The sequence below is a fragment of the Duganella alba genome (assembly GCF_009674495.1).
GTDB lineage: Bacteria > Pseudomonadota > Gammaproteobacteria > Burkholderiales > Burkholderiaceae_D > Rugamonas > Rugamonas alba.
Genome location: NZ_WKJN01000006.1, coordinates 193,223 through 216,703, shown reverse-complemented (window position 1 = coordinate 216,703; position 23,481 = coordinate 193,223). Strand labels below are relative to the sequence as shown.

Below are 23,481 nucleotides of genomic sequence, written 5' to 3'. Positions count from 1 at the left end.
CTGCCGCCTATGTTCGCTAGCGTACTTACAGCCTGTAGTTCAGACCCAACAACAACTGGCGGCCGTACGTGGTGTAGCGCTCCGGCGCGTAGGAACCGCCGGAGAACGGATCACCCTGGCGCGTCTGGTACGGCGAGTTGTTCAGGTTATTCACCTGGAACAGGAACGACAGGCCCTTGTAGGTGCCCTCCTCGATCGCGTAGCCCAGCTGCAGGTCGATCTGGCGCTCGGCCAGGATCTCGCTGAAGGCGCGCTGCGCGAACAGGCCGGTGACCTCGCCGCGATACGCCGAACGGTAGCGGCGGCTGGCGCGCGCCGAATAGCCGTCCTTCTCGTAGTACACGGTGAAGTTGGACACCACGCCGGACAGGCCCGGCAGTTTCTCCTTGGTGCCCGGACCATTAGGATGGATCGAGCTTTCGGTGCCGGACATGCTGCCGGTGACGCCGAAGCCGTCCAGCGGCGCCCACAACAGGCCGGCATCGAGCGCGCCGGACAGCTCGACACCCTTGACCAGGCCGCCGGCGCCGTTGGCTGGGCGGTTCAGCGTGCCGATATCCTGGATCGGGATCACCGCGCCCGGATTCGGGAAGCCGGCGAAGCTGAACGCGGTCTGCTGGTTGTAGATATAGCTTTGCAGCTTCTTGTACCACAGCGCGCCGGCGATGTAGCTGCGCTTGCCAAGGTACTTCTCCAGCGACAGGTCATACGAGTTGGCGCGCCATGGCTCCAGCTCCGGATTGCCGCCGCTGCCGTTCCACATGCGGGTGCTCTGGTCGACGCCGCCGGAAACGCCGGCGCGCATGTCCGACATCTGCGGCCGCGCCACGGTCTTGGCCGCGCCAAAGCGCAGGTTGGTGGTGGTCAGGTATTTGTCGAGGTCGAAATTCAGATTCAGACTCGGCAGCCAGTCGGTGTAGCGCTTGCCGCCGGTGATGGTGCCCAGCACGCCGGAATTGACGGTGGCGCCGCGCGATTGCTGGTCGACGTTGACCGCTTGCAGGCCGAGGTTGCCGCGCACGGGAATCGGGCCGAGGTCGGCGTCGATGCCCAGCTTGGCGTAGGCGGTGGCGATCTTCTCGGTCACGCCCCAGTCCTGCAAGGCCTGGTCGTCCGGACGGGCCGGCTGCTTGTCGTAGTACTTGTTCAGCACGCCCAGCACGTCATAGCTCATCACCGACGGAATGCCGGCGAAGGACAGCGAGGTCGACGGTTGCAGCAGGTCCGACGACACCGTGGCCGGCGCGCGGCCGTTTTTCAGGAACCAGTAGTTATTGGTGTCGGCGTGGGTCTTCTCGCGCTTGCTGTAGTTGAGACCGCCTTCGAGGCTGCGGAAGATGCCGGCCAGCTCCTTCTTGGCCGAGAACTTGGCCGAGCTCAGCGTATCTTCGACCACCGGGTGGTGCATGTCCGCATCCTTGCCCCAGCCGCCGACGTCGGTCAGCTTGATGATGTTCGGATCGGCAAAGTTGATGCTCGGCGTGAAGGTCGGCAGGCCGCTGCCGGTCGGAATCTTGAACTGGAAGTTGTTGTCGGTGACGCCCGAGCCGGCGCGGCCGAGACCGGCATAGGTTTCCAGCACTTCCTCGCGCCGCTTGGCGTTCGAGTACGACAGGTCGCCGACCAGCGTCCAGCCGTCCTTCTTGAAGGTGTTGTTCCAGCCCAGCGCGCCCAGCTGGTCCTTGCGCTGGTTGTAGTCGTTACGCACGATCGGTTCCAGGTTGGTCAGCGCGCCGCCGACCAGCAGGCGGGTGCCGCCGATGTCCTCGACCTGCGGATTCAGGTAGCGGATCGGATTGTCCTGGTTCGAATTCCACATCAGGCCGCGCATGGTGGTGTTCTGCTTGAACTCGGAGTAGTACATGTCCAGCGTGGTGCGGAATTCCTTCGACGGACGGTATTCGACCACCGCCATCAGGCCGTCGCGCTTCTGCTCGCGCGACGAGGCGGTGACCTCGGCGCCGTTCAGCGTGACCACGTTCTGCATGTCGGCCGGCAGGTTTTTATTCGTGCCCCACCACCACGATTTGTATTCCTGCTGCTGGCCCGGCGAATCCAGGTGCGCGTAGCCGACCGCGATGCCCAGCGTGTTGTTGAGGAACTGGTCCACATACGACGCGCTCAAACGGTTGCCGTTGGCCGAAGTATTGGAGTTGAGCTTGCCGTTGGAGTTGTGTTCGCCGCGCGCATTGAACACAAAGGTGCGCTGGCGGATGTCGAGCGGACGCACGGTCTGCAAGTCCACCGTACCGGACAGGCCGCCCGACACCAGCGCCGCATCCGGCGTCTTGTAGACCGTGACGCCGTTGATCAGCTCGGACGGATACTGGTCGTATTCCGCGCCGCGGTTGTTGCTGGTGGAGACTTGCTCGCGGCCGTTGAGCAGCGTGGTGGAAAAGTCCGGCGCCAGGCCGCGGATCGAGATCACCTGGGCGCGGCCTTCGACGCGCTGCGCGGTCAGACCGGCCAGGCGGGCGATCGATTCGGCGATCGACACGTCCGGCAGCTTGCCGATGTCCTCGGCGGTGACGGCTTCGACGATGGCGTCGGCGTCGCGCTTGATGGCCATCGAAGTTTCGATGCTGCGACGGATACCGGTGACCACCACTTCCTGCACCGGCGCGTCATCGGCTTTATCTGCTTGCGGTGCGGCGGCCTGCTGTTGCGCGGTGGCGGGACTGGCGGCAAACGCCAGCGCGGCGCAGGCGGCGGCGATTGGTTTCTTCTTGGTTTTCATTTCTCATCTCCGTTTATAGTTTTATTTCCAGGTGAAGGTGGCCACGCTGGCAGCCGGCAAAACGTAATCGAAACTGCGCTGGCCGACGCGTACCGCGAAGCGGCGCGGCTCCCTGGCCGAATTCACCACCAGCAGCGCCAGCGAGCCATCGTCGGCATTGCGGAAGGCTACCGTGTCGAGCTGGTCGTAGCCGCTGGTGGAGGCGATGCGGCGCGCACCCTGGCGCACGAAGCGGCTGGCCTGGGCCAGCGCGTAGTACTCTTCGTTGCGGGTGATCTTGCCGTCGCGGCTGTCGATGGTGACCACGCCGCGGCAATCCTTGCAGCCGCCCAGGTGCGGGCCGTCGTTCTCGTCCAGCGCCAGGTTCCACAGCAGCACACCCTTAGCCCAGCCGCGCGTGGCGCCGATCACCAGCGTGCGGGCGAAGTGCTGCAGATTGTCCGACCACACCGGCGCCCACTTGCCGCCCGAGCATTCGGTGAAATAGGTTTCCTTGTCCGGCCAGTGGTCGTGCAGCGCGGACTGCACGCGCACGTCGCCGCCGTAGCAATGCCAGGCCACGCCGCTCACGTACTTGTTGGCGATCGGATCTTTCAGCGCCTCGGCCGGCGACCACGGCTCATCCCAGTTGTGGTCCCAGTCGAGGATTTTGGTGTGCGGATGCTCCTGCGCCAGCAGCGGGCCGAGATGGCCGCCGATGAAAGCCGCGCGCTGGGCCGGATTGACGCGCATGCCGGGATAATCCTTGGGCTCGAAGTGCGGTTCGTTCTGCAGGGTCAGCGCAAAGATCGGCACGCCTTCCTTTTCATAGGCGCCGATGTAGCGCGACAGGTAGTGGGCGAACGGCGCGTAGGCTTCCGTTTTCAACGTGCCCTGGATCAGGCTGTCGGTGGATTTCATCCAGCCCGGCGCGCTCCATGGCGAGGCCATCACGCGCAGCTTCGGATTGATGGCCAGCGCGGCCTTGGTCACCGGCAGCACGTCGGCGCGGTTGGCGTCGATGGAGAAGTGCTGCAGCTGCGGATCGCTCTGGCCGGGCGGCATGTCGTCGAAGCTGTAGTGCTGGCGCGAGAAATCCGAGGCGCCGATGGTCAGGCGCGTGAAGCTGAAGCCGAGGCCCGGCGCCTTGCCGAACAGCTCGTTCAACAGCGCGCTGCGCTGCTGCGGGTCGAGCTTGTTCTGGATCAGCCAGGCCGAGGCGTCGGTAATGGCGGCGCCGAAGCCGGTTATCTCCTGGAAGCGCTGGCGCGGATCGACTTCGATGATGGTGGCGGCCTTGGCGCCGGCGTGGAAGCTGGTGTCGGCGTTGCGCGCCAGCAGTTGCGTCTGGTCGCCGGTGGTGACCCAGGCCTGCACGGTTTGCGCCTGCGCCGAGGGGTACACCGCTGCGCCGAAAGCGCACAACAGCAGCAGTTTTGAGAGGGATTTCAAAGACGATGGGCGCAGTTGTCCATCGCCCGGCAAAGCAGGGCTTGCAGTCATGAGCATGTCTCCTCGCGCAGGCGGATCATGGTCCGCCTGTCTCCGTTTGTTTATTTATGAAATAAGTGGAATCGTTTCCACTCGTTGAAAAAACTATAGCACCGGCCGATCTTTGATGTCAACGCGTACACATGCACTGTGGCTGAATGTGCACGCGTCGCTGCGCTGGCGCCGGATACGGGAGATCCGGGCAACCGCGCCCGCGTTTGACAAATCAAATTGTGCCGTTTAGGATCACAATATGACCCAGATTAACGTTCAATTTTCCGTCGCGGCCCATGTGATGGCGGCGCTGGCCACCCACCACGGCACGCCGGTGCGTTCCGCCGAACTGGCCGGCAGCGTCAACGCCGATGCCAGCTTCGTGCGGCGGGTGGTGTCCAAGCTGGCCAAGGCCGGGCTGGTGGCGACCACGCGCGGCAAGAGCGGCGCCTGCACGCTGGCCCGCGATCCGGCGCAGATCACCCTGCTCGATGTCTACCGCGCCAGCCAGGCGCCGGCGGCGTTCGCTGTGCACGCCTATCCGACGCAGGAAAACTGCCAGGTCAGCCGCACCATCAAGGGCGGCATGGAGCAGCTGCTGCAACGGGTGCAATGCGACTTCGAACACAGCCTGGCACAGAACACGCTGGCGGACTTCGCCGCCAGCCTACAACTGGCCGCCTGACATGCCACTGCGGCATCGGGGCCCGGGACAAGCGGGCGTGGTGCTGGCGCTGTTTCTCTTGGCGCGACACTTCGCCGGCCACACCTCCCCGCGGCAGTTGCTGCAACAGGTATTCGGCCTGGCAACCGCAGCGCCTCGTCATTTCCCAACCTCATGAAAGGAATCACCATGTCCACGAAGATGTCCACCCTCAGCGTTCCCGTGTTTGTCCGCGCGCTGAAGATATTGTCCACGCTGCTGCAGAAGGGTGAGGCGCATGCCCTCCAGCACGGCATCGCGCCGGCGGCGATGCTCGGCGCGCGTCTGGCGCCCGACATGCTGCCCTTGTCGTCGCAGGTCCAGCGCGCCAGCGACAGTTCGAAGTTTGCCGCACAGCGCATCAGCGGCGGCGAAGGCCCGCGCTTCGCGGACGACGAAACCACCTTCGCGCAACTGCAGCAGCGCATCGCCAACACCATCGCGTATCTGGAAAGCGTCGACACCGCCCAGCTCGATGCCGGCGGCGAGCGCGCCGTTGCACTGAGCTGGCCTTCAGCGGACGTACCGTTCACCGGCGAAAGTTATTTGCTGACCGTGGCGCTGCCGAACTTTTTCTTCCACGTCGTCACCGCCTACAACATCCTGCGCAACCAGGGCGTCAAGGTCGGCAAGCTTGATTTCCTCGGGCCCTACGGACCGCAATAAAACCGCCGGACCCAAGCCACGCCCGGCGCAACGCGAATTTTTACGAAAGTGCATCTGAACACTGATATGCTTTGACTACACGTAAAACATTTTCACATATCGTTCATGATCAAATCAGACTGCCTTTCCTCCAACATCGTGTTTTGCGTCTGGGCTGGCAATAACGCCATGTCCGGCGACCGCATTTCGTCCCTGTTCACCATCTTCAACAACGTCCACTGCCCGTTCGTCTATCTGACCAACAGCCATTATCCGGAATGGGAAGTACCGGAAGCGCCATTCCACCCGGCCTTCCAGTACCTGAGCGACACGCACAAGGCGGACTATCTGCGCGTCTACATGATGCATCACTTTGGCGGCGGTTATACCGACATCAAGTTCACCACCAAGAACTGGACGCCATTCTTTGAAGCGCTGCAGAACAGCGACAAGTGGTGCCTCGGTTATACGGAAGTGGGCCCGCACGGCGTGGCGGCGGTAGGCGGCGAACTGGAACAAGTGCTGCGCGCGAACTACCAGGACCTGATCGGCCTGTGCGCCTTCATCTTCCGGAAACACACGCCGCTGACAGAAGCCTGGATCACACGTACCCACGCCCTGCTCGACAGCAAATATGAAGACCTGAAACGCCATCCGGCCCGTCATCCGCAGGATCAGCTGGGCGTCAGTTTTACCGACGGCACCGTTTCCGCCTACCCCATCCGCTGGACGGAATTACTCGGCGATATCTTCCATCCCCTGATCTATGAATTCCGCGAGCACGTGCTGCACGCCGACATCGCGCCATCCTTTGCGCACAAGTATCGCTAAAAGCTGAAAAACAATTACAGGCATTTTTGACGCACATCAAAAAGCTGCAGGAAATTTCTGAGCAAAAAGGACGTCAAAAACAGCCAAATCGGGCTTTCCGGTTGTGTTCCATCCGCAGCGGCCAAAACCATGAATGCTGCGGTGGCACAATACAACGGCTGAATTCGGCACAGTTTCGTGCATGGCGACCGTGTGGAATCCTGCGCTTTTCGGCGCGATAACGCCTGCTATCGCACAGTCTAAGTGATTGATTCTACGGGGAATTGATGGTGCGGCTGGCGGGGATCGAACCCACGACCCTTGGCTTCGGAGGCCAATACTCTATCCACTGAGCTACAGCCGCGACAGGAGGATGCGCTAACGCGTGCCGTAGGATACCGTTTTTATCGGGAGCCGTCCATGGGCCAGTGTCGTTTTAGACATGTTTGCGTTTCCTTCGCGGCATTCTTGTGTCTATAATCACCCGTTTGGTGAAGGTTTTACAAGGCAGCTGCTGATCAACTCTTCGCGCCACCCGGCTTGAATTTAGTCTCTTAAGGAAATCATGAGCGACGCACACAACGAACAAGAATCTCTTATCCGCACTCCCAAGCAGCTCGTAGTGGCCGTCGTCGGCTTCTTCGCAGTCACTATTCTCGGCATCATCCTGCTGGTTCAATATGTCACCACCACCAAGCTGACCGGCGCCGGCTCCAACAGCCAGGCGCCTGAAGAAGTGGCGGCGCGCATCGCGCCCGTGGCCAACGAAGGCTACACGCTGAAAGACGCCAGCGGCCCGAAAGTGCTGCAAACCGGCGAAGCGGTCTACAACGTGACCTGCGTGGCCTGCCACGGCACCGGCGCCGCCGGCGCACCGAAGTTCGGCGACGCCGGCGCCTGGAGCGCGCGTATCGCCCAGGGTTACGACACCGTCCTCAAGCACGCTATCGAAGGCCTGCGCGCAATGCCGGCCAAGGGCGGCAATCCGGACCTCGACGATGTGGAAGTGGCGCGCGCGGTGGTCTACATGGCCAACAATGGCGGCGCCAAGTTCAAGGAACCGGAAGTCCCGGCCGCCGCCGCCGCGCCAGCCGCGTCCGAGCCGCCGAAGTAAGCTGCGCTTGCCTCCAACAAAAAACCGGCCCTTGCGGCCGGTTTTTTGTTAGCGGCACAGACCGTAGGCTTTGCGGTCGGCGAAATAGCGGTAGGTGAAGGTGCGCATCGGATATTTGTGCAGCGCGATCTCGAACGCCGGCGGCGTCAGGTCGAAGCGCTCCGGCAGCTTTTCCGTCACGCGCAGGCGCACGCGCCAGATGGTTTCCGCGCCGGTGGCGCCGGCGATCAGCATGTCCGGCACTTTCGGAATCGACTCGACGATTTCCGCCGGCGAGTTGGTGGTGCGCTGGTAGAACGTCACCAGCTTGCCGGTGGCGATCAGCGCGCCTTTCGGCTGGGTGACGTTGTAGTCGCGGGTCTGGAACAGCGCGCGCTCGCCGCGCGGCACCAGGTAGACGAAGGTGAACTCGGCGCCGCCATCGGGCAGCGTCACGGGCGGCGTGGTCGACACGCTGATGCCGCGTGGCAGCTCGAAGCGCGATCCCTCCTGCCATTCCTTGCACTCCGGCGTCTTGGCCATGTACACATCGACAGGCGTATAGGAATCGCCGCAGGCGCTCAACAGCAGCGGCAGGGCAAGGGAAGATGCGACGTAACGCAAACGCATGATGGCTGGCTTCTTGAATGGACAAACCGCTAGTATAACTGGATGAAAAAAGGCCGCATCGCTGCGGCCTTTGCTTTTACTGCGATATCACCGCATTACCACATGATCACGCGGTCTTTTGGCGCCAGGTACATCTTGTCGCCCGGCTTGACGCCGAAGGCGTCGTAGAAGCCCGGCTGGTTGCGCATCGGGCCGTTGGCGCGGAACTGGCCTGGCGAGTGCGGATCGGTCTTGATCTGCTGGATCTGCGCCGCTTCACGCATCTTCAGGCGCCATACCTGGGCGAATCCCATGTAGAAGCGCTGGTCGCCGGTCAGGCCGTCGATCACCGGGGCCTTCTTGCCGTGCAGCGACAGCTTGTAGGCCTTGTAGGCGATCGCCACGCCGCTGTTGTCGGCGATGTTCTCGCCCAGCGTCAGTTCGCCGTTGACGTGGTAGCCAGGCAGCGGGCTGAACTCGTTGTACTGCTCGACCAGCATCTTGGTCTTGGCCGCGAACGCCTTGTGGTCGGCGGCGGTCCACCAGTCGCGCAGATTGCCGTCGCCGTCGTACTGGGCGCCCTGGTCGTCGAAGCCGTGGCTGATTTCGTGGCCGATCACGCCGCCGATGGCGCCGTAGTTGACCGCGTCATCCGCGTCGGCGTTGAAGAACGGCGCCTGCAGGATCGCTGCCGGGAACACGATTTCGTTCATCTCCGGGTTGTAATAGGCGTTGACGGTTTGCGGCGTCATGCCCCACTCGTCGCGGTCGATCGGTTTGCCCAGCTTGTTCAGTTCCTTGTTGTAGTCGAACTGGCGCGAACGCATCACGTTGCCGATCAGGTCATCCTTGCTGATGGTCAGCGCCGAGTAGTCGCGCCATTTGTTCGGGTAGCCGATCTTGTAGGTGAACTTGGCCAGCTTGGCTTGCGCCTGCTTCTTGGTGGCCGGGGTCATCCAGTCCAGCTTGTCGATGCTGGTCTTGTAGGTGGCCAGCAGGTTTTTCACCAGCGCTTCCATGCGCGCCTTGCGCTCGGCCGGGAACTGTTCCGCCACGTACAGCTTGCCGACCGCTTCGCCCAGCGCGCCTTCGGTCACGCCAACGCCGCGTTTCCAGCGTGGACGCTGTTCGGTCACGCCGCTCAGCACCGTGCCGTAGAAGGCGAAGTTCTCATCGACGAAGGCCTTGCTCAGGTACGGCGCGTTGGCGCGCACCAGATGCCACTGGAAGTAGGCTTTCAGCGTGTCCAGCGGCGTGCTGGCCAGCAGCGCGGTCATGCCTTTCAGGTAGCTTGGCTGGCCGACGATCACGTAGTTGACCTTGCCGGCCACGCCGGCGTCGCTCAGGTAGGCGTTCCAGTCGTAGCCTGGCGCCACTTCATTCAGCTTGGCGATGTCGACCTTGTTGTAGGCCTTGATCGGATCGCGCAGTTCGACCTTGGTCCATTGCAGCTTGGCCAGTTCGGTTTCGAACGCCACGATGGCGTGGGCGGTTTCCGCGCCGTGGGCGTCACCCGCCAGCGTCAGCATTTTGCCGATGTGCAGTTCGTACTTGGCCAGCGTGTCGGCCAGTTTCTTGTCGTCCGCTTTCAGGTAGTAATCGCGGTCCGGCAGGCCCAGGCCGTCCTGGCCGATGTCGACCACGTACTTGGTCGAATCCTTGTTGTCCTGGTGGATGCCGTAGCCGTAGGGCGCGGTCACGCCGATCTGGTTGAAGTGCGAGATCAGTTGCGGCAGTTGTTTCTTGTCGTTCAGCGCGGCAATTTTGGCCAGTTCCGCGTTCAGCGGCGTCAGGCCCAGTTGTTCCAGCCTGGCTTCGTCCATGAAGCTGGCGTAGAAGTCGCCGATGCGTTGCGCTTCCGGACCGCCGGCCTTGTTGGCGGCCGCGCCTTCGATGATGGCGCGCAGCTGCGGCTGGATGTCATCGCGCAGTTTGGCGAAGCTGCCCCAGCTCGATTTGTCGGCCGGGATTTCGGTCGTCGCCAGCCACTTGCCGTTCATGTGGGTGAACAGGTCGTCCTGCACGCGCACCGCAGGGTCGATGTATTCGGTGGCGATGCCGGAGGCGGCGGTCTTGCTTGCTACTTTGGCGTTGGCCGGAGCGGTGCTTTTGGCAGTGTCCGCGGCGCCTGCCAGGCCTGCGATCAGGCTCAGCATCAATGCACTTACGAGATGACGTTTCACGAGTTTTCCTTCTGCTATATTAATAAGTGATGGCCCATTGCTCACATGGGCCCAGTGCTGCTTGATACCCTGCTTTTATATCACATCACCACATGATGACGCGGTCTTTCGGCGCCAGGTACATCTTGTCCCCCGGCTTGACGCCAAAGGCTTCGTAGAAGCCCGGCTGGTTACGCACCGTGCCGTTGGCACGGAACTGATCCGGCGAGTGCGGATCGGATTTGAGATAAACGATTTGCTGGGCGTCGCGGATCTTGCTGCGCCATACCTGGCCAAAGCCCATGTAGAAGCGCTGCTCGCCGCTCAGGCCATCGATCACCGGCGCCGGCTTGCCCTGCAGCGAAATCAGATAGGCCTTGTAGGCGATCGCCGCGCCGCTGTTGTCGGCGATGTTCTCGCCCAAGGTCAGCTCGCCGTTGACGAAGTAACCCTTGACCGGACTGTAGGCGTTGTACTGCTTGACCAGCATCTGCGTCTTGGCCGCGAAGTTCTTGTGGTCGGCCTTGGTCCACCAGTCGCGCAGGTTGCCGTCGCCGTCGTACTGCGCGCCCTGGTCGTCGAAGCCGTGGCTGATCTCGTGGCCGATCACCGCGCCGATGGCGCCGTAGTTCACCGCATCATCGGCGTCCGCGTCAAAGAACGGCGGCTGCAGGATCACGGCCGGGAACACGATCTCGTTGAGTTCTGGATTGTAGTAGGCGTTCACCGTCTGCGGCGTCATGCCCCACTCGTCGCGGTCGATCGGCTTGCCCAGCTTGTCGACTTCCTTCTGGTAATCGAAGGCGTGCGAGCGCAGCACGTTGCCGACCAGGTCGTCCTTGGCCACCGTCAGCTTCGAGTAGTCGCGCCACTTGTTCGGATAGCCGATCTTGGTGGTGAACTTGGCCAGCTTGGCCTGCGCCTGCAGCTTGGTTTCCGGACTCATCCAGTCCAGCGTGTTGATGCTTTCCTTGAACGCCGCCAGCAGGTTCTTCACCAGCGCTTCCATGCGCGCCTTGCGCTCGGCCGGGAAGTGCTGCTCCACGTACAGCTTGCCCAGCGCCTCGCCCAGCGCGCCGTCGGTGGCGTTGACGCCGCGTTTCCAGCGCGGCTGCTGCTCGTCGATGCCGCTCAACACCTTGCCGTAGAAGGCGAAGTTCTCCAGCGCGAAATCCTTGGCCAGATATGGCGCGTTGGCGTGCAGCACCTGCCACTGGAAGTAGACCTTCCAGGTCGACAGCGGCGTCTTGTTCAGCAGCTTGTTGAAGCCGGTGATGAAGCTCGGCTGGCTGACGATCACGTAGTCGACCTTGCTGCCGATGCCGGTATCGTTCAGCCAGGTGGTCCAGTCATAGCCTGGCGCCAGCCTGGACAGCTGGTTCAGCGGCACCTTGTTGTAGGCCTTGACCGGATCGCGCAGCTGCACCTTGGTCCATTGCAGCCTGGCGATCTCGGTTTCCAGCGCCACGATGGCCTTGGCGTCGGCCGCGCCGTTGGCGTTGCCGGCCAGGGTCAGCATCTTCGCCACGTGCTGCTGGTACTTGGCCAGCGTCTCGGCCAGTTTCTTGTCCGATTTTTTCAGGTAGTAGTCTCGGTCCGGCAAGCTCAGGCCGTCCTGCATCAGGTCGGCCACGTACTTGGTCGAATCCTTGTTGTCCTGGTGGATGGAGAAGCCGTAGGGCGCGGTGTAGCCGTAGCGGTTGAAGTGGGCGATCAGCGCCGGGATCTGCTTCTTGTCGCTGAGCGCGGCCACGCGGTCGAAGTCGGCCTTCAGCGGCGCCAGGCGCACTGCTTCCAGCCTGGCCTCGTCCATGTAGCTGGCGAAGAAATCGCCGATGCGCTGCGCTTCCGGGCCGCCGGCCTGGTTGGCCGCCGCGCCTTCAATGATGGCGCGCAGCTGCGGCTTGGTGTCGTCGTCCAGCTTCTCGAACGAACCCCAGCTCGACTTGTCGGCCGGGATCTCGGTCTTGGCCAGCCATTTGCCGTTCAGGTTGAGGAAGAAGTTGTCCTGCGGCCGCACGGCCGGATCGATGTCGGCGATGTCGACGCCGGAGGTTTTTTGTTGCGCCTGTACGCCGGCCGAGGCCAGCAGCGCCAGCATCAAGGCGCTGAGCAGATGTGATTTCATTGTAGTGGCTCTCCCGAAAGTCTTGAAACAATAACAAAAAAGCCACCCGGGGTGGCTTTTTTGCTATGAATAAACGCTTACCAGATGATGATGCGCTGTTCCGGCGCAACATACAGCTTGTCGCCCGGTTTCACGCCAAAGGCGTCGTAGAAGCCCGGCTGGTTGACCACCGGGCCGTTGGTGCGGTACTGGCCCGGCGAATGCGGATCGGTCTTGATCTGCAGGATCTGCTGGTCTTCGCGCATCTTCACGCGCCAGATCTGGCCGAAGCCCATGAAGAAGCGCTGCTCGCCGGTGAAGCCGTCGATCACCGGCGCCGGCTTGCCGCCCAGCGACAGCTGGTAGGCCTTGTAGGCGATCGCCATGCCGCTGTTGTCGGCGATGTTCTCGCCCAGCGTCAGCGCGCCGTTGACGTGGTAGCCCGGCAGCGGGCTGTAGCCGTCGTACTGCTTGACCAGCGCGTCGGCCTTGGCCTTGAAGTTGGCGCGGTCTTCCTTGGTCCACCAGTCGCGCAGGTTGCCGTCGCCGTCGGACTGGCTGCCGCCGTCGTCGAAGCCGTGGCTGATCTCGTGGCCGATCACCGCGCCGATGGCGCCGTAGTTGACCGCGTCGTCGGCCTTGGCGTCAAAGAACGGCGGTTGCAGGATCGCGGCCGGGAACACGATCTCGTTCATGGTCGAGTTGTAGTAGGCGTTGATGGTCTGCGGCGTCATGCCCCATTCCTCGCGGTCGATCGGCTTGCCCAGCTTGGCCAGCATGCGCTGGTGGCGATAATTCGAGGTGCGCAGCACATTGCCCACCAGGTCGTTCTTGAGGATCACCAGCGTCGAGTAGTCGCGCCACTTGGTCGGGTAGCCGATCTTCGGCGTGAACTTGGCCAGCTTGGCCTGCGCTTCCAGCTTGGTGGCCGGGCTCATCCAGTCCAGATTGTCGATCGAGGTCTTGTACGAGGCCAGCACGTTCTTCACCAGCTCGTCCATGCGCGCCTTGCGCTCGGGCGGGAAGTAGTCGGCCACGTACAGCTTGCCCAGCGCTTCGCCCAGGCTGCCTTCCACCAGGCTGACGCCGGTTTTCCAGCGCGGCGGCTTGACCGCCACGCCGGTCAGCACGGTGCTGTAGAAATCGAAATGCGCGTCGGCGAAATCCTTCGACAGGAACGGCGCGGTTTCGCGCAGCAGTTGCCATTCGAAATAGGCTTTCCAGGTGGCCAGGTCGGTCTTCTCCAGCACCGCGCCAAAGCCGGTCAGGAAGCTTGGCTGGCTGACGATCACCGAGTCGATCTTGTTGGCGACGCCGGCGGCGGCCAGCGCGTGGCCCCAGTCGTAGCCCGGCGCCAGTTCGGCCAGCTGCTTGAGCGGCATCTTGTTGTAGCGCTTGACCGGGTCGCGGTTCTCGACCTTGGTCCACTGCACTTCGGCCAGCGCGGTTTCCAGCGCAATGATTTTCTTGGCGTTGGCGCCCGGGTTGCGGTCGCCCGACAGCGTCAGCAGCTTGGTGACGAACAGCTCGTACTTGGCCAGGGCGTTGACCATCTTGGCGTCGTCTTTTTTCAGGTAGTAGTCGCGGTCCGGCAGGCCCAGGCCGCTCTGGCTGACGTACACCGCGTACTTGGTCGACTCGCGCGCATCCTGGCGCACGCTGACGCCGTAGGGCGTGGTGACGCCGATCTGCGCCAGGTGGGCGATCAGGATCGGCAGGCCCTTCTTGTCCTTCAGCGCGCGGATGTGGTTCAGTTCGCCGGCCAGCGGACGGATGCCCAGTTCGTTGAGCTTGGCTTCATCCATGTAGCTGGCGTACAGGTCGGCGATCTTCTGCGCCTCGCTGCCGTTCTTGCGGGTCTTGTCGGCTTCGGCTTTTTCGATCAGGCCGCGCAGCTGCGGCAGCGTGTCGTCGCGCATCTTGGCGAAGGTGCCCCAGCTCGATTTGTCGGCCGGGATCTCGGTGGTCTTCAGCCAGCTGCCGTTCAGATAGGTGAAGAAATCGTCCTGCGGACGCACGCTGGTGTCCATGTTCGGGATGTCGATGCCGGAGGACAGGGTGTCGGCGGCGGTGGCGGCGCCGAAGGCGGTCATCAGGCTCAGGGTCAGAGTGGTCAGCAGCAATCGTTTGTTCACAGCGTGTCCTTATGGTTAGAACTTCATTTCATATTTGACGCTCCAGACCACATAGGTCTGGTTGGTCGTGTTGGCCAATTGTGTCAGGCCGTTGGTGCTCACGGTGTTGGCGCCGATGGCGTCCTCTGCCATGAGATTGTTGGCGGAAACGCGCAGCTGGTTGCGGGCGTCGAACTTCCACAAACCATAGGCGTCGAACGAGCGCTTGCGGCTAGTGTAAACCAGCTGCGACACGCTGCTCTGGATCAGCGTTTCCGGCGTCCAGTTGAGGCTGCCGCCGAGGGTCAGCGGCGCGTCCTTCATGCGGTAGTCCAGGCCGACGTTGGCGGTCTGTTTCGGCTGCGCGTCGAGGCGGTTGTTCGGGCCCGGAATGTCCTCCACGCTGGACCAGAAATGGCTGTAGTTGCTGCGGAAATCGATGGCCGGCCCGTCGGCCACCAACTCCTGCAGCTGGAACTTGGCTTCCAGCTCGATGCCCTTGGTCTGCGCGTGGCCGATGTTGCGCGGCGTCGACACCCAGCGCGGTCCGGTCAGCGTGTTTTCCAGCGAAATGTCGCGCCGGATCAGGTCTTCGATATTGCGGATGAAGCCGCTGGCGCTGAGGATGCCGGCGCGGCCCAGGTAATGCTCGTAGGCCAGATCGAGACCGGTGGCCAGCTCCGGCTTCAGGTTGGGATTGCCGGTGCGGTCCGGCTGGGTGGCGCTGTTCAGCCGCGACAGCGCCGGCAGCGCGATCAGATCCTGGATATTGGCCGCCTTGTAGCTCTTGGTCAGGCTGGCGCGGAGCTGGTCCTTGTCATGGCCGGGAATGCGGTAGACCGCGTGCAACAGCGGACTGAGCACGCTGCTGGTGTTGCTGATCTCGCCCGCGCTGCCGCCGCTGCTGGTGGTGCGGATGCCTTCCCAGCGCACGCCGGCATAACCCGACCATTGCGCCGAGATATCCCACTCGTCCTGCACGAAGGCCGCCAGGCGGCGCGTGTCGGCGGTCAGGTTGTCGCCGGAATCGGCAAACTGCGCCGCGCCATTCTTGTCCAGCGATACCTTGGTTTCCTGGCGGTGGCCCAGTTCCACGTCCCAGCCGGCCGCCAGCGAATGCTGCTTGCCAAGCGGCGTGCTGTACTTGCCGCCGGTGTTGGCGCTGCGGTCGCGCACGGTGGCGGTGTCGGTGTAGCGGTCCAGCAGATTGCCGGCGTTGTCGTACTGGTAGCGCAGCGAGTCGTTGTCGCTGTGGCCGGCGCCGAAGCCGAACTTGACGTCCAGCTTGGCTGCGCCCTGCAGCTTGTGCACCCAGTTGCCGAAGCCGCGCAGGAAGGTCGACTCGGTGTGGCCGTCGGTCAGCGCCAGGTTGTATTCCGGCGGTTGCAGCAGGCCGGGCGGCACCAGGCCGGTGCCCTGCGCCAGGTCGCTGCGGCCGTTGCTGTCGCTGCGGTTGGCCATCAGGAAGGGCTGGAAATTCAGCGTGTCGCCACCATCGAACTTGTACGACAGGCGCGGCGTCAGGAACAGGCCGCGCGTCTCGCGCCTGGTCTCGTCGAGGACGTGCTCGTCCTTGACCACCACGCCATCGGCGCGCGTGTCGCGGTTGACGGTTTCGGTCTGGTCATGCTGGCGGTTCTCGAACAGCGAGCCGGTCAGCAGCCAGGTCAGGCTGCCGGTCTTGCCCGGCACCGTCAGCGACAGGTTGGGCGAATGGCGGCCCTGTTCGATCGAATCGGTGAGCTTGAGCTGGTTGTCGCGCTGCTGGTAGCCGTCGCGCAGGATGATGTTGATGGTGCCGGCGATGGCGCGCGTGCTGTGCTCGGCCACCGGGCCGCGCATGATCTCGACGCGTTCGACCTGGTCCGGCGCCAGCGACTCCATCGAGAAGCCGGCCGGCGGCCGTTCGCCGTTGACCAGGATCTGCGTGTAGCCGCTGCCCATGCCGCGCATGCGCACGTCGCCGCCGCGACCCGGACGGCCGCCCAGCGTGACGCCGGGCAGGCGTTTCAATACGTCGCCGAGGTTGCTGTCGCCGTTGCGGTCCAGCTCCTCGCGCCCGTAGACCTGCTTGCCGGCCACCGAGTTGCGGCGCTCGTCCATGTCGCTGGCGCGGCCGCCGCTGATGGTGACCTGCTGTACTGGCTTGTCGTCTGCCGCCTTGACGGCCGGCCGTGCCGCATCCGCCGCTGCGCTGTCCGCTTGCGCGCAGGCGTCGGCCGCGCCCAGCACGGCCAGCCAGGCGAGGGGTAGTAATTTGCTCATGATCGTTATCGGGTGGAATTCTTGCGGGGAATTCTACCGTCAGCCCAGCCGGCCGCCATGCCGGCGGCGGGCTTTTTACTTTACGATACAGTAGCAACAACACCTCTAAGGGTATCCCTTAACCGCCGCTGCCCGGCAGGCTGACGTTGACGCCGCCGGCGCCGACACCCAGGCCGCCGCCGCCCATGCCGCCACGGCCACCACCCTTGCCGCCGCGATGTTCGCCGCCCTCTTCCTTGCGTTCCGGACGCGGGGCGCCGCCACCGCTGTCCGGCACGCGCTGCAATTGCTCGCTGACCAGCTGCACCACGGTCTGGCGCTGGCTCTCCGACAGGGCGTCATTGACACTCAACCACCATTCGCGCAGCTGCTTCTCTTCCGTGGTGCTGAGGTTGGTTTCGTCGTCGATCGCCTTGGCCAGGTCGCGCAGCTCGACATTGGCGCCCTGGGCGGCGGCCAGCGTGGCGGCCTGCAGGCGCTCGCGGCGCGCCTTGCGCTCGCGCAGCAGGTTGCGGGTCCTGGTTTCGGTCTGCGCCCACAGCGTCTGCTGGTTGGCGTTCAGATTCAGCGATTTCTTCAGTTCGGCCGCCATCGGCAGATAATCGTCGGCGCGCATCTCCATCACCGGCAGGGCGAAAGCGGACGACAACAGGGCCGACAGGGCCAGCGCGGCGCCGGCGCGGCGCAGGAAGGACGGGGATGGAAGACGCATGGAGGCTCCGTAGATAAAAAAAAGCCAGCGCTTGGGGCGCTGGCAAAAAACCACTTCAGGGTAGAGAGAAATACGAGCCCAGTGTAGGCCGCGAAATTCGGGGTTTCAGGAGTTCTTACAATTACTTACCGTCGTGAACGCTAGGGATACACTGTACACAAATCGGTAAACATGACGTTCCGCCAAGCCCCGGCTGGCGCGCTTTAAAAGTCAACGGCAACCGTTGTAAAACCTCGTAAAGGTATAAATCATTTCGTGACGGCTACTACGTTTGCTGGGAATCAGGTTTATACTCGATTCATGCAGGCTGCATCTCCGCAGCGGCTAGCTAAGACAGGTGAAACATGGGCAAGAAGCTAAAGAATTCCGGTCTGGTCGGACTGGGCGTGGTGGCCGGCGTCGCCATTTCTCTGCAATTTTCCGCCATGGCGCAAAAGCCGGTGGACCCGCCGCTGCCGCTGGAAGAGCTGCGCCAGCTGGCCGACGTGTTCGGCCTGATCAAATCCGACTACGTCGAGCCGGTCGAGGACAAGAAGCTGCTGACCGAGGCCATTTCCGGCATGGTCGCCTCGCTCGACCCGCATTCCGCCTACCTGGACAAGAAAGCCTACGCCGAACTGCGCGAAGGGTCGCAGGGCAAGTTCGTCGGCCTCGGCATCGAGATCGGCCCCAGCGAGGATGGCTACATCAAGATCGTGGCGCCGATCGAGGATTCGCCGGCCTGGCGCGCCGGCATCAAGCCGGGCGACCTGATTAGCCGTCTCGACAACATTCCCGTCAAGGGCATGTCGCTGGACGACTCGGTCAAGAAGATGCGCGGCGAGCCGAACAGCAAGGTCAGCATGACCATCCTGCGCAAGGGCGAGGCCGAGCCGCTGGTGTTCAACATCACGCGCGAGGAAATCCACCAGAAGAGCGTCAAGGGCAAGCTGGTCGAGCCGGGCTATGCCTGGCTGCGCATTTCGCAGTTCCAGGAGCCGACCGTGGACGACATGGCGGCCAAGATCCTCGAACTGTACAAGCAGGACCCGAACATCAAGGGCCTGGTGCTGGACCTGCGCAACGATCCGGGCGGCGTGCTGCAAGGCGCGATCGGCGTCGCCGCCGCCTTCCTGCCCAAGGATTCGCCGATCGTCTCGACCAACGGCCAGTTGCCGGACCAGAAGCAGATCTTCTACGGCCGCCCCGAATACTACGAGCTGCGCGGCGAGAACGACGCCCTGGCCAGGCTGCCGGCCGCGCTCAAGAAAGTGCCGATGGTGGTGCTGGTCAACACCGGATCGGCCTCGGCCTCGGAAATCGTCGCCGGCGCGCTGCAGGATTACAAGCGCGCCGACATCATCGGCTCGCAGACCTTCGGCAAGGGCTCGGTGCAGACCATCCGCCAGCTGACGGCCGACACCGCCGTCAAGCTGACCACGGCGCGCTACTACACGCCGAACGGCCGCTCGATCCAGGCCAAGGGCATCACGCCGGACGTGGCGGTGGATGAAAACGCCGACGGCGACGGCCTCAACGCGCTGCGCACGCGCGAAGCCGACCTCGACAAGCACCTGGTCAACGACCGCGAGGCCGAAGGCGCCAAGAGCAAGCGCGACGAACTGGAAGAGCAGCTGCGCATGGTGGCGCTGGAAAAGAAACGCAAGCCGCTGGAATACGGCAGCGACGACGACTTCCAGCTGCAGCAGGCGCTGAACCACCTGAAGGGCCTGCCGGTGCAACTGGCCAAACAGGGCACCACCGTGGTCTCGGTGGACAACGCGGCGCTTAAAAAATAAGCAGCTGTTGTAGCAGACCCAGCGGCGCCTCAAGGGCGCCGCTTTTATTTGCGCTGACCGCGCACGCATTGTGTAGAATTTGCTCCATTATTGGCATCTGCCATTGCTCAATTTGAAAGTTTAATCATGAAACAAGCCGTCATCAGCGGTACCGGCCTCTTCACTCCGGCACAGTCGATCAGCAACGAAGAACTGGTCGCATGCTTCAACGCCTATGTCGAACAGTTCAACGCCGACAACGCCGCCGCCATCGCGGACGGCGCGGTGACGGCGCTGGAACCGTCCAGCGTGGCCTTCATCGAGAAAGCCTCCGGCATCAAGGCCCGCTATGTGATGGAAAAAGCCGGCATCCTCGATCCGCAGCGCATGGTGTCCTACATCCCGGAACGCGCCGACGAGGAACTGTCGCTGCAGGCCGAGATCTGCGTCGCCGCCGCGCGCCAGGCGCTGGACCGCGCCGGCCGCACGCCGGCCGATATCGACATGGTGCTGGTGGCCTGCTCCAACATGCAGCGCGGCTATCCGGCCATGGCGGTCGAGGTGCAAGGCGCGCTGGGCATCGACGGCTACGGCTTCGACATGAACGTGGCCTGCTCCTCGGCCACCTTCGGCATCCAGCAGGCGGTGGCGGCGGTGCAGAGCGGCCAGGCGCGCGCGGTGCTGGTGCTGAATCCGGAAATCACCTCGGGCCACCTGAACTGGCGCGACCGCGACAGCCACTTCATCTTCGGCGACGCCTGCACGGCGATGGTGATCGAGGCGGCCGACACGGCCAAGGGCGCGCACCGCTGGGAAATCCTGGAGACCAAGCTGAAGACCAGCTTCTCCAACAACATCCGCAACAACTTCGGCTTCCTCAACCGCTTCGACGAAGCCGGCGTGGGCCAGGCCGACAAGCTGTTCCGCCAGCAGGGCCGCAAGGTGTTCAAGGACGTGTGCCCGATGGCCGCCGAGATGATCAAGGACACCATCGCCGGCGCCCAGCTCGAAGTGCCGCAGGTGAAGCGCTTCTGGCTGCACCAGGCCAACCTGAACATGAACCTGCTGATCAGCCGCATGGTGCTGGGCCGCGACGCCGAACCGGGCGAAGCGCCGGTGATCCTGGACGAATACGCCAACACCTCGTCGGCCGGCTCCATCATCGCCTTCCACAAATATTCCGACGACATGGCGGCCGGCGAGCTCGGCGTCATCTGCTCCTTCGGCGCCGGCTATTCGATCGGCTGCGTGGTGGTCAAGCGCCTCTAAACGAAGTGCAGGTCTGTCAGGCCGATGGTGGCGAGGATGGCGCGCAGATAGGGTTCGAGGAAATCCGGCTGGCGCGCGCGTTCGCCGCTGCGCGGGCCGCCTGAACTGACCGCGATGTAGACCGGCCGGTCGGGCAGCGTGCCGACCTTGCCTTGCGGCGTGGCGTTGAAGGTGACGCCGATGCGCACCACATGGTCCAGCCACGCCTTCAGCACCGACGGCACCGTGAAGTTGTGCATCGGCGTGGCGATCACCACGGCGTCCGCCGCCTTCAGTTCCTCGATCAGCAGATCCGACCACGCCAGCGACGACAGGCCCTGCGCATGCGGCGCGCCACCCGGCAGCCGCGCCAGCGTGCTGGCATACAGGCTGTCGATATGCGGCACCGGCTCGGCGTACAGATCGCGCGACACCACCCGTGCATCCGGATGCTGTTCCCGTAATTGCGCGATCATCCGCCGCGACAGGCGGTAGCTGGCCGATTCCTCGCCGCGCGCACTGGCGCTGATATGCAGTATCGTCTTCATGCAAGCACCTTCCCGAAACGCAGCGCGCCAGGCAGCAGCCCCGCGCGGAAATAGAAACGCTGCGCCAGCACATTGGTCAATCCCGTATCGAGCACCAGCCGCGCGCAGCGCGCCTCTTCGGCAAACACCGTCAGTTGCCCCAGCAGCAGCGCGCCCCAGCGGCGGCTGCGGTGCTGCTCCGCCGCGATCAGATCATCGACGTACAGGAAGCGGCCGTACACCGTATTCTCCTGCAGCCGGTAGCCGGCCAGCGCCACCACCTCCGCATTCTCCCACACCGCCAGGATGCGGTAACCCTGTTCGCGCTGGCGCAGTATCTGCGCCACGAACGCGTCCTCCGACGCCAGGTGCGGCCGCAGCTCCTTCATCACTGGATAGCAGGCGCGCAGCTCTTGTTCCGTTTCGACGATTTTCATGGCATGTCCTTTCAAAGACGCCATCGTAGTGCGGCGATGGCATAATCCACAGAGCCATGAAACGACATATGGAGTAGACCATGGATTTCCTTCAGCTCGACACCAGCGCGGCCGAACCGCTGTACCGCCAGATCTACAGCCGCTTCCGCGGCGCCATCGCCGACGGCCTGCTGCAGCCGGGCGACCGCATCCCCGCCGCGCGCGCCCTGGCGCTGGAGCTGGGCCTGGCGCGCGGCACGGTGGAATCGGCCTACGGCCTGCTGACGGCGGAAGGCTATGTGGAAGCGCGCGGCCAGGCCGGCACCGTGGTCACGACCGCGCTGGCGCGCCGCGCACCCGCGGCGCCGGCGCCCATGCTGTCCTCGGCGCCGGCCCACAGCAACCTGGGCGACGCCGCCTCCTCCACCAGGCCGTTCCAGATGGGCATACCGGCGCTGGACGTCTTCCCGCGCAAGGTGTGGGCGCGGCTGGCGGCGCGCGCGGTGCGCGCCACCCAGCCGGAGGACATGATCTACCCGCCGTGGGCCGGCCTGCCCGAGCTGCGCATCGCCATCGCCACCTACCTGCAACTGTCGCGCGGCATCGACTGCACACCGTCGCAGGTGTTCATCACCAACGGCTACCGCAACAGCATGGAGCTGGTCACGCGCGCGCTGCTGCAACCGGGCGACGACGTCTGGGTCGAGGATCCCGGCTACCCGCCCACCAGCGAGCTGCTGCGCGACGCCGGCCTGACGCCGGTGCCGGTGCAGGTCGACGCGGAAGGCCTGATGGTGGCGCACGGCGTGGCCAGCGCGCCGCGCGCCAGGGCCGCCATCGTCACGCCGGCGCATCAAAGCCCGCTGTGCGTGTCGCTGTCGCTGCCGCGCCGACTGGCGCTGCTGGACTGGGCCGCGCAGGCCGGCGCCTGGATCGTCGAGGACGACTACGACGGCGAATACCGCTACGTCAGCCGCCCGCTGCCGGCGCTGAAAAGCCTGGACCGCGATGGCCGCGTGCTGTACTCCGGCACCTTCAGCAAGGTGCTGTTCCCGGCGATCCGGCTGGCCTACCTGGTGGTGCCGCCGGCGCAGGTGGAGCGCTTCGAACACATCACCCGCACCTTCGCCGCCGCCGGCCCGACGCTGATGCAGCACATCGTGGCCGACTTCATGAACGAGGGCCACTTCGCGCGCCACATCCAGCGCATGCGGCGCCTGTATGCGGAACGCCGCCAGATCGCCGCCGACGGCCTGGCGGCGGCGCTGGGCAGGCACGTGCAGGTCGAACCGCAGCCGGGCGGCATGCACCTGGTGCTGCGCATGAAGGGCCGCCACAGCGACCGCGCCGTGGCGGCGCGCATGCGCGAGCATGGCATGTCGGCGCTGGCGCTGTCCGAGCGCGGCGTGCTGCCGCACGGCGGGCCGGCGCTGCTGCTGGCCTTCACCAATATCGACACGCCGGCGCGCGCGCGTGAGCTGGGCAAACGCATCCTGAAAATCATGGCCTAGTTTCAAATGCCATTTATGGCCCTTCAAGCATAGGCCATGTGCGCGCACAATGATTCCATCGTCATTCACCACTTAAAGGAAATCATCATGAGCAAGCGTCTGGAAGTATTCAAATTTGCCCCGGAAGCGTACAAAGGCTTCGGCGCCGTCCACGAGTATGTGAAGTCGGCGCTGCCGGCCGAGCTGCTGGAACTGGTGTACCTGCGCATCTCGCTGATCAACGGCTGCGCCTACTGCATCGACATGCACACCCGCGACCTGCTCAAGCAGGGCGTCAAGAGCGACAAGATCGCGCTGGTGCCGGTGTGGGACGAAGCGGCCGCCCTGTTCAGCGACAAGGAACAGGCCGCGCTGGCCTGGGCCGAAACCGTCACCCGCGTCGACCAGACCAGGGTGCCGGACGCCGACTACCAGCAGGCGCTGAAAGTGCTGGGCGAGCAGGCGCTGGCCGACCTCACCGTCGCCGTGGCGCTGATGAACGCCTACAACCGCTTCGGCGTCAGCTTCCGCATGCAGCCGGCGGCATTGGCTTAAAGGGCAAGCTTAAGGTTCCGGCAGGGCGAGTATGATAATCTCGGGGTTTCCCTTATCCTTTTTGAAG

At 63.9% G+C, this 23,481-nt stretch carries 18 protein-coding genes and 1 tRNA gene; 8 read left to right on the top strand and 11 right to left on the bottom strand.

Annotation, left to right across the window (positions count from 1 at the left end; all coding sequences use genetic code 11):
- Positions 1 to 25: 25 nt before the first annotated feature.
- Positions 26 to 2,737, bottom strand: coding sequence for a TonB-dependent receptor (locus GJ695_RS08360; RefSeq protein ID WP_154363711.1), 2,712 nt, complete (start codon positions 2,735 to 2,737; stop codon positions 26 to 28).
- Between the two features lie 21 nt (positions 2,738 to 2,758).
- Positions 2,759 to 4,219 (bottom strand): glycoside hydrolase family 30 protein, encoded by a 1,461-nt coding sequence (locus GJ695_RS08355; RefSeq protein WP_229260294.1) that lies wholly within the window; start codon positions 4,217 to 4,219, stop codon positions 2,759 to 2,761.
- Positions 4,220 to 4,460: 241 nt separating this feature from the next.
- On the opposite strand from GJ695_RS08355, the gene GJ695_RS08350 reads away from it, so the two are divergent.
- From GJ695_RS08350 to GJ695_RS08340, 3 genes are all read left to right on the top strand, one after another.
- Positions 4,461 to 4,886 (top strand): Rrf2 family transcriptional regulator, encoded by a 426-nt coding sequence (locus tag GJ695_RS08350; RefSeq protein WP_154363707.1) that lies wholly within the window; start codon positions 4,461 to 4,463, stop codon positions 4,884 to 4,886.
- A 168-nt stretch (positions 4,887 to 5,054) separates the two neighbouring features.
- On the top strand, positions 5,055 to 5,570 hold the full coding sequence (locus tag GJ695_RS08345; protein ID WP_154363705.1) for a DUF1993 domain-containing protein: 516 nt from the start codon (positions 5,055 to 5,057) through the stop codon (positions 5,568 to 5,570).
- A gap of 105 nt (positions 5,571 to 5,675) precedes the next feature.
- A complete protein-coding gene (locus tag GJ695_RS08340) occupies positions 5,676 to 6,380 on the top strand; it encodes a hypothetical protein (RefSeq protein WP_154363703.1) in 705 nt (234 codons plus the stop codon).
- 267 nt (positions 6,381 to 6,647) lie between these two features.
- Here the strand turns inward: GJ695_RS08340 and GJ695_RS08335 are convergent.
- Positions 6,648 to 6,723: transfer RNA gene (locus GJ695_RS08335), tRNA-Arg, on the bottom strand.
- Positions 6,724 to 6,924: 201 nt separating this feature from the next.
- On the opposite strand from GJ695_RS08335, the gene GJ695_RS08330 reads away from it, so the two are divergent.
- Positions 6,925 to 7,473 (top strand): c-type cytochrome, encoded by a 549-nt coding sequence (locus tag GJ695_RS08330; protein ID WP_154363701.1) that lies wholly within the window; start codon positions 6,925 to 6,927, stop codon positions 7,471 to 7,473.
- Between the two features lie 48 nt (positions 7,474 to 7,521).
- Here GJ695_RS08330 and GJ695_RS08325 read toward each other — a convergent pair whose 3' ends face one another.
- The 6 genes from GJ695_RS08325 to GJ695_RS08300 form a co-directional block, all read right to left on the bottom strand.
- Positions 7,522 to 8,082: a hypothetical protein gene (locus GJ695_RS08325; RefSeq protein WP_154363699.1), complete on the bottom strand. Its 561-nt coding sequence runs from the start codon at positions 8,080 to 8,082 to the stop codon at positions 7,522 to 7,524.
- 95 nt (positions 8,083 to 8,177) lie between these two features.
- Positions 8,178 to 10,217: a M13 family metallopeptidase gene (locus GJ695_RS08320; RefSeq protein WP_154363840.1), complete on the bottom strand. Its 2,040-nt coding sequence runs from the start codon at positions 10,215 to 10,217 to the stop codon at positions 8,178 to 8,180.
- A gap of 112 nt (positions 10,218 to 10,329) precedes the next feature.
- Positions 10,330 to 12,351, bottom strand: a complete 2,022-nt coding sequence (locus GJ695_RS08315; protein ID WP_154363697.1) for a M13 family metallopeptidase — start codon at positions 12,349 to 12,351, stop codon at positions 10,330 to 10,332.
- 77 nt (positions 12,352 to 12,428) lie between these two features.
- A complete protein-coding gene (locus tag GJ695_RS08310; RefSeq protein WP_154363838.1) occupies positions 12,429 to 14,423 on the bottom strand; it encodes a M13 family metallopeptidase in 1,995 nt (664 codons plus the stop codon).
- A 57-nt stretch (positions 14,424 to 14,480) separates the two neighbouring features.
- Positions 14,481 to 16,709: a TonB-dependent receptor plug domain-containing protein gene (locus GJ695_RS08305; RefSeq protein ID WP_154363695.1), complete on the bottom strand. Its 2,229-nt coding sequence runs from the start codon at positions 16,707 to 16,709 to the stop codon at positions 14,481 to 14,483.
- 118 nt (positions 16,710 to 16,827) lie between these two features.
- Entirely contained in the window at positions 16,828 to 17,421 is a 594-nt protein-coding gene (locus GJ695_RS08300; RefSeq protein WP_154363693.1) for a hypothetical protein, read from the bottom strand.
- Positions 17,422 to 17,765: 344 nt separating this feature from the next.
- On the opposite strand from GJ695_RS08300, the gene GJ695_RS08295 reads away from it, so the two are divergent.
- The gene (locus GJ695_RS08295) at positions 17,766 to 19,199 is read left to right on the top strand and encodes a S41 family peptidase (RefSeq protein ID WP_154363691.1); all 1,434 of its coding nucleotides are present in this window, start codon (positions 17,766 to 17,768) and stop codon (positions 19,197 to 19,199) included.
- Between the two features lie 126 nt (positions 19,200 to 19,325).
- Positions 19,326 to 20,447: a beta-ketoacyl-ACP synthase III gene (locus GJ695_RS08290; protein WP_154363689.1), complete on the top strand. Its 1,122-nt coding sequence runs from the start codon at positions 19,326 to 19,328 to the stop codon at positions 20,445 to 20,447.
- On the opposite strand, the gene GJ695_RS08285 is transcribed toward GJ695_RS08290, so the two are convergent.
- Together GJ695_RS08285 and GJ695_RS08280 are read right to left on the bottom strand one after the other, a co-directional pair.
- Complete coding sequence (locus GJ695_RS08285) at positions 20,444 to 20,974, bottom strand: FMN-dependent NADH-azoreductase (RefSeq protein WP_154363687.1); 531 nt, start codon at positions 20,972 to 20,974, stop codon at positions 20,444 to 20,446. The genes GJ695_RS08290 and GJ695_RS08285 overlap by 4 nt on opposite strands.
- Positions 20,971 to 21,390: a GNAT family N-acetyltransferase gene (locus tag GJ695_RS08280; protein ID WP_154363685.1), complete on the bottom strand. Its 420-nt coding sequence runs from the start codon at positions 21,388 to 21,390 to the stop codon at positions 20,971 to 20,973. The genes GJ695_RS08285 and GJ695_RS08280 overlap by 4 nt, the downstream gene beginning before the upstream one ends.
- Positions 21,391 to 21,470: 80 nt before the next feature.
- Here GJ695_RS08280 and pdxR point away from each other — a divergent pair, with 80 nt between their 5' ends.
- Together pdxR and GJ695_RS08270 are read left to right on the top strand one after the other, a co-directional pair.
- Positions 21,471 to 22,880, top strand: a complete 1,410-nt coding sequence (gene pdxR / locus GJ695_RS08275) for a MocR-like pyridoxine biosynthesis transcription factor PdxR (protein WP_154363683.1) — start codon at positions 21,471 to 21,473, stop codon at positions 22,878 to 22,880.
- Between the two features lie 87 nt (positions 22,881 to 22,967).
- Positions 22,968 to 23,414: a carboxymuconolactone decarboxylase family protein gene (locus GJ695_RS08270; protein ID WP_154363681.1), complete on the top strand. Its 447-nt coding sequence runs from the start codon at positions 22,968 to 22,970 to the stop codon at positions 23,412 to 23,414.
- Positions 23,415 to 23,481: the final 67 nt, after the last annotated feature.

Bases quoted from the DNA above. Each gene is read 5' to 3' on its own strand.
- GJ695_RS08360 (WP_154363711.1), bottom strand. From the start codon at position 2,737: ATGAAAACCAAGAAGAAACCAATCGCCGCCGCCTGCGCCGCGCTGGCG.
- GJ695_RS08355 (WP_229260294.1), bottom strand. From the start codon at position 4,219: ATGACTGCAAGCCCTGCTTTGCCGGGCGATGGACAACTGCGCCCATCG.
- GJ695_RS08350 (WP_154363707.1), top strand. From the start codon at position 4,461: ATGACCCAGATTAACGTTCAATTTTCCGTCGCGGCCCATGTGATGGCG.
- GJ695_RS08345 (WP_154363705.1), top strand. From the start codon at position 5,055: ATGTCCACGAAGATGTCCACCCTCAGCGTTCCCGTGTTTGTCCGCGCG.
- GJ695_RS08340 (WP_154363703.1), top strand. From the start codon at position 5,676: ATGATCAAATCAGACTGCCTTTCCTCCAACATCGTGTTTTGCGTCTGG.
- GJ695_RS08330 (WP_154363701.1), top strand. From the start codon at position 6,925: ATGAGCGACGCACACAACGAACAAGAATCTCTTATCCGCACTCCCAAG.
- GJ695_RS08325 (WP_154363699.1), bottom strand. From the start codon at position 8,082: ATGCGTTTGCGTTACGTCGCATCTTCCCTTGCCCTGCCGCTGCTGTTG.
- GJ695_RS08320 (WP_154363840.1), bottom strand. From the start codon at position 10,217: ATGCTGAGCCTGATCGCAGGCCTGGCAGGCGCCGCGGACACTGCCAAA.
- GJ695_RS08315 (WP_154363697.1), bottom strand. From the start codon at position 12,351: ATGAAATCACATCTGCTCAGCGCCTTGATGCTGGCGCTGCTGGCCTCG.
- GJ695_RS08310 (WP_154363838.1), bottom strand. From the start codon at position 14,423: ATGACCGCCTTCGGCGCCGCCACCGCCGCCGACACCCTGTCCTCCGGC.
- GJ695_RS08305 (WP_154363695.1), bottom strand. From the start codon at position 16,709: ATGAGCAAATTACTACCCCTCGCCTGGCTGGCCGTGCTGGGCGCGGCC.
- GJ695_RS08300 (WP_154363693.1), bottom strand. From the start codon at position 17,421: ATGCGTCTTCCATCCCCGTCCTTCCTGCGCCGCGCCGGCGCCGCGCTG.
- GJ695_RS08295 (WP_154363691.1), top strand. From the start codon at position 17,766: ATGGGCAAGAAGCTAAAGAATTCCGGTCTGGTCGGACTGGGCGTGGTG.
- GJ695_RS08290 (WP_154363689.1), top strand. From the start codon at position 19,326: ATGAAACAAGCCGTCATCAGCGGTACCGGCCTCTTCACTCCGGCACAG.
- GJ695_RS08285 (WP_154363687.1), bottom strand. From the start codon at position 20,974: ATGAAGACGATACTGCATATCAGCGCCAGTGCGCGCGGCGAGGAATCG.
- GJ695_RS08280 (WP_154363685.1), bottom strand. From the start codon at position 21,390: ATGAAAATCGTCGAAACGGAACAAGAGCTGCGCGCCTGCTATCCAGTG.
- pdxR (WP_154363683.1), top strand. From the start codon at position 21,471: ATGGATTTCCTTCAGCTCGACACCAGCGCGGCCGAACCGCTGTACCGC.
- GJ695_RS08270 (WP_154363681.1), top strand. From the start codon at position 22,968: ATGAGCAAGCGTCTGGAAGTATTCAAATTTGCCCCGGAAGCGTACAAA.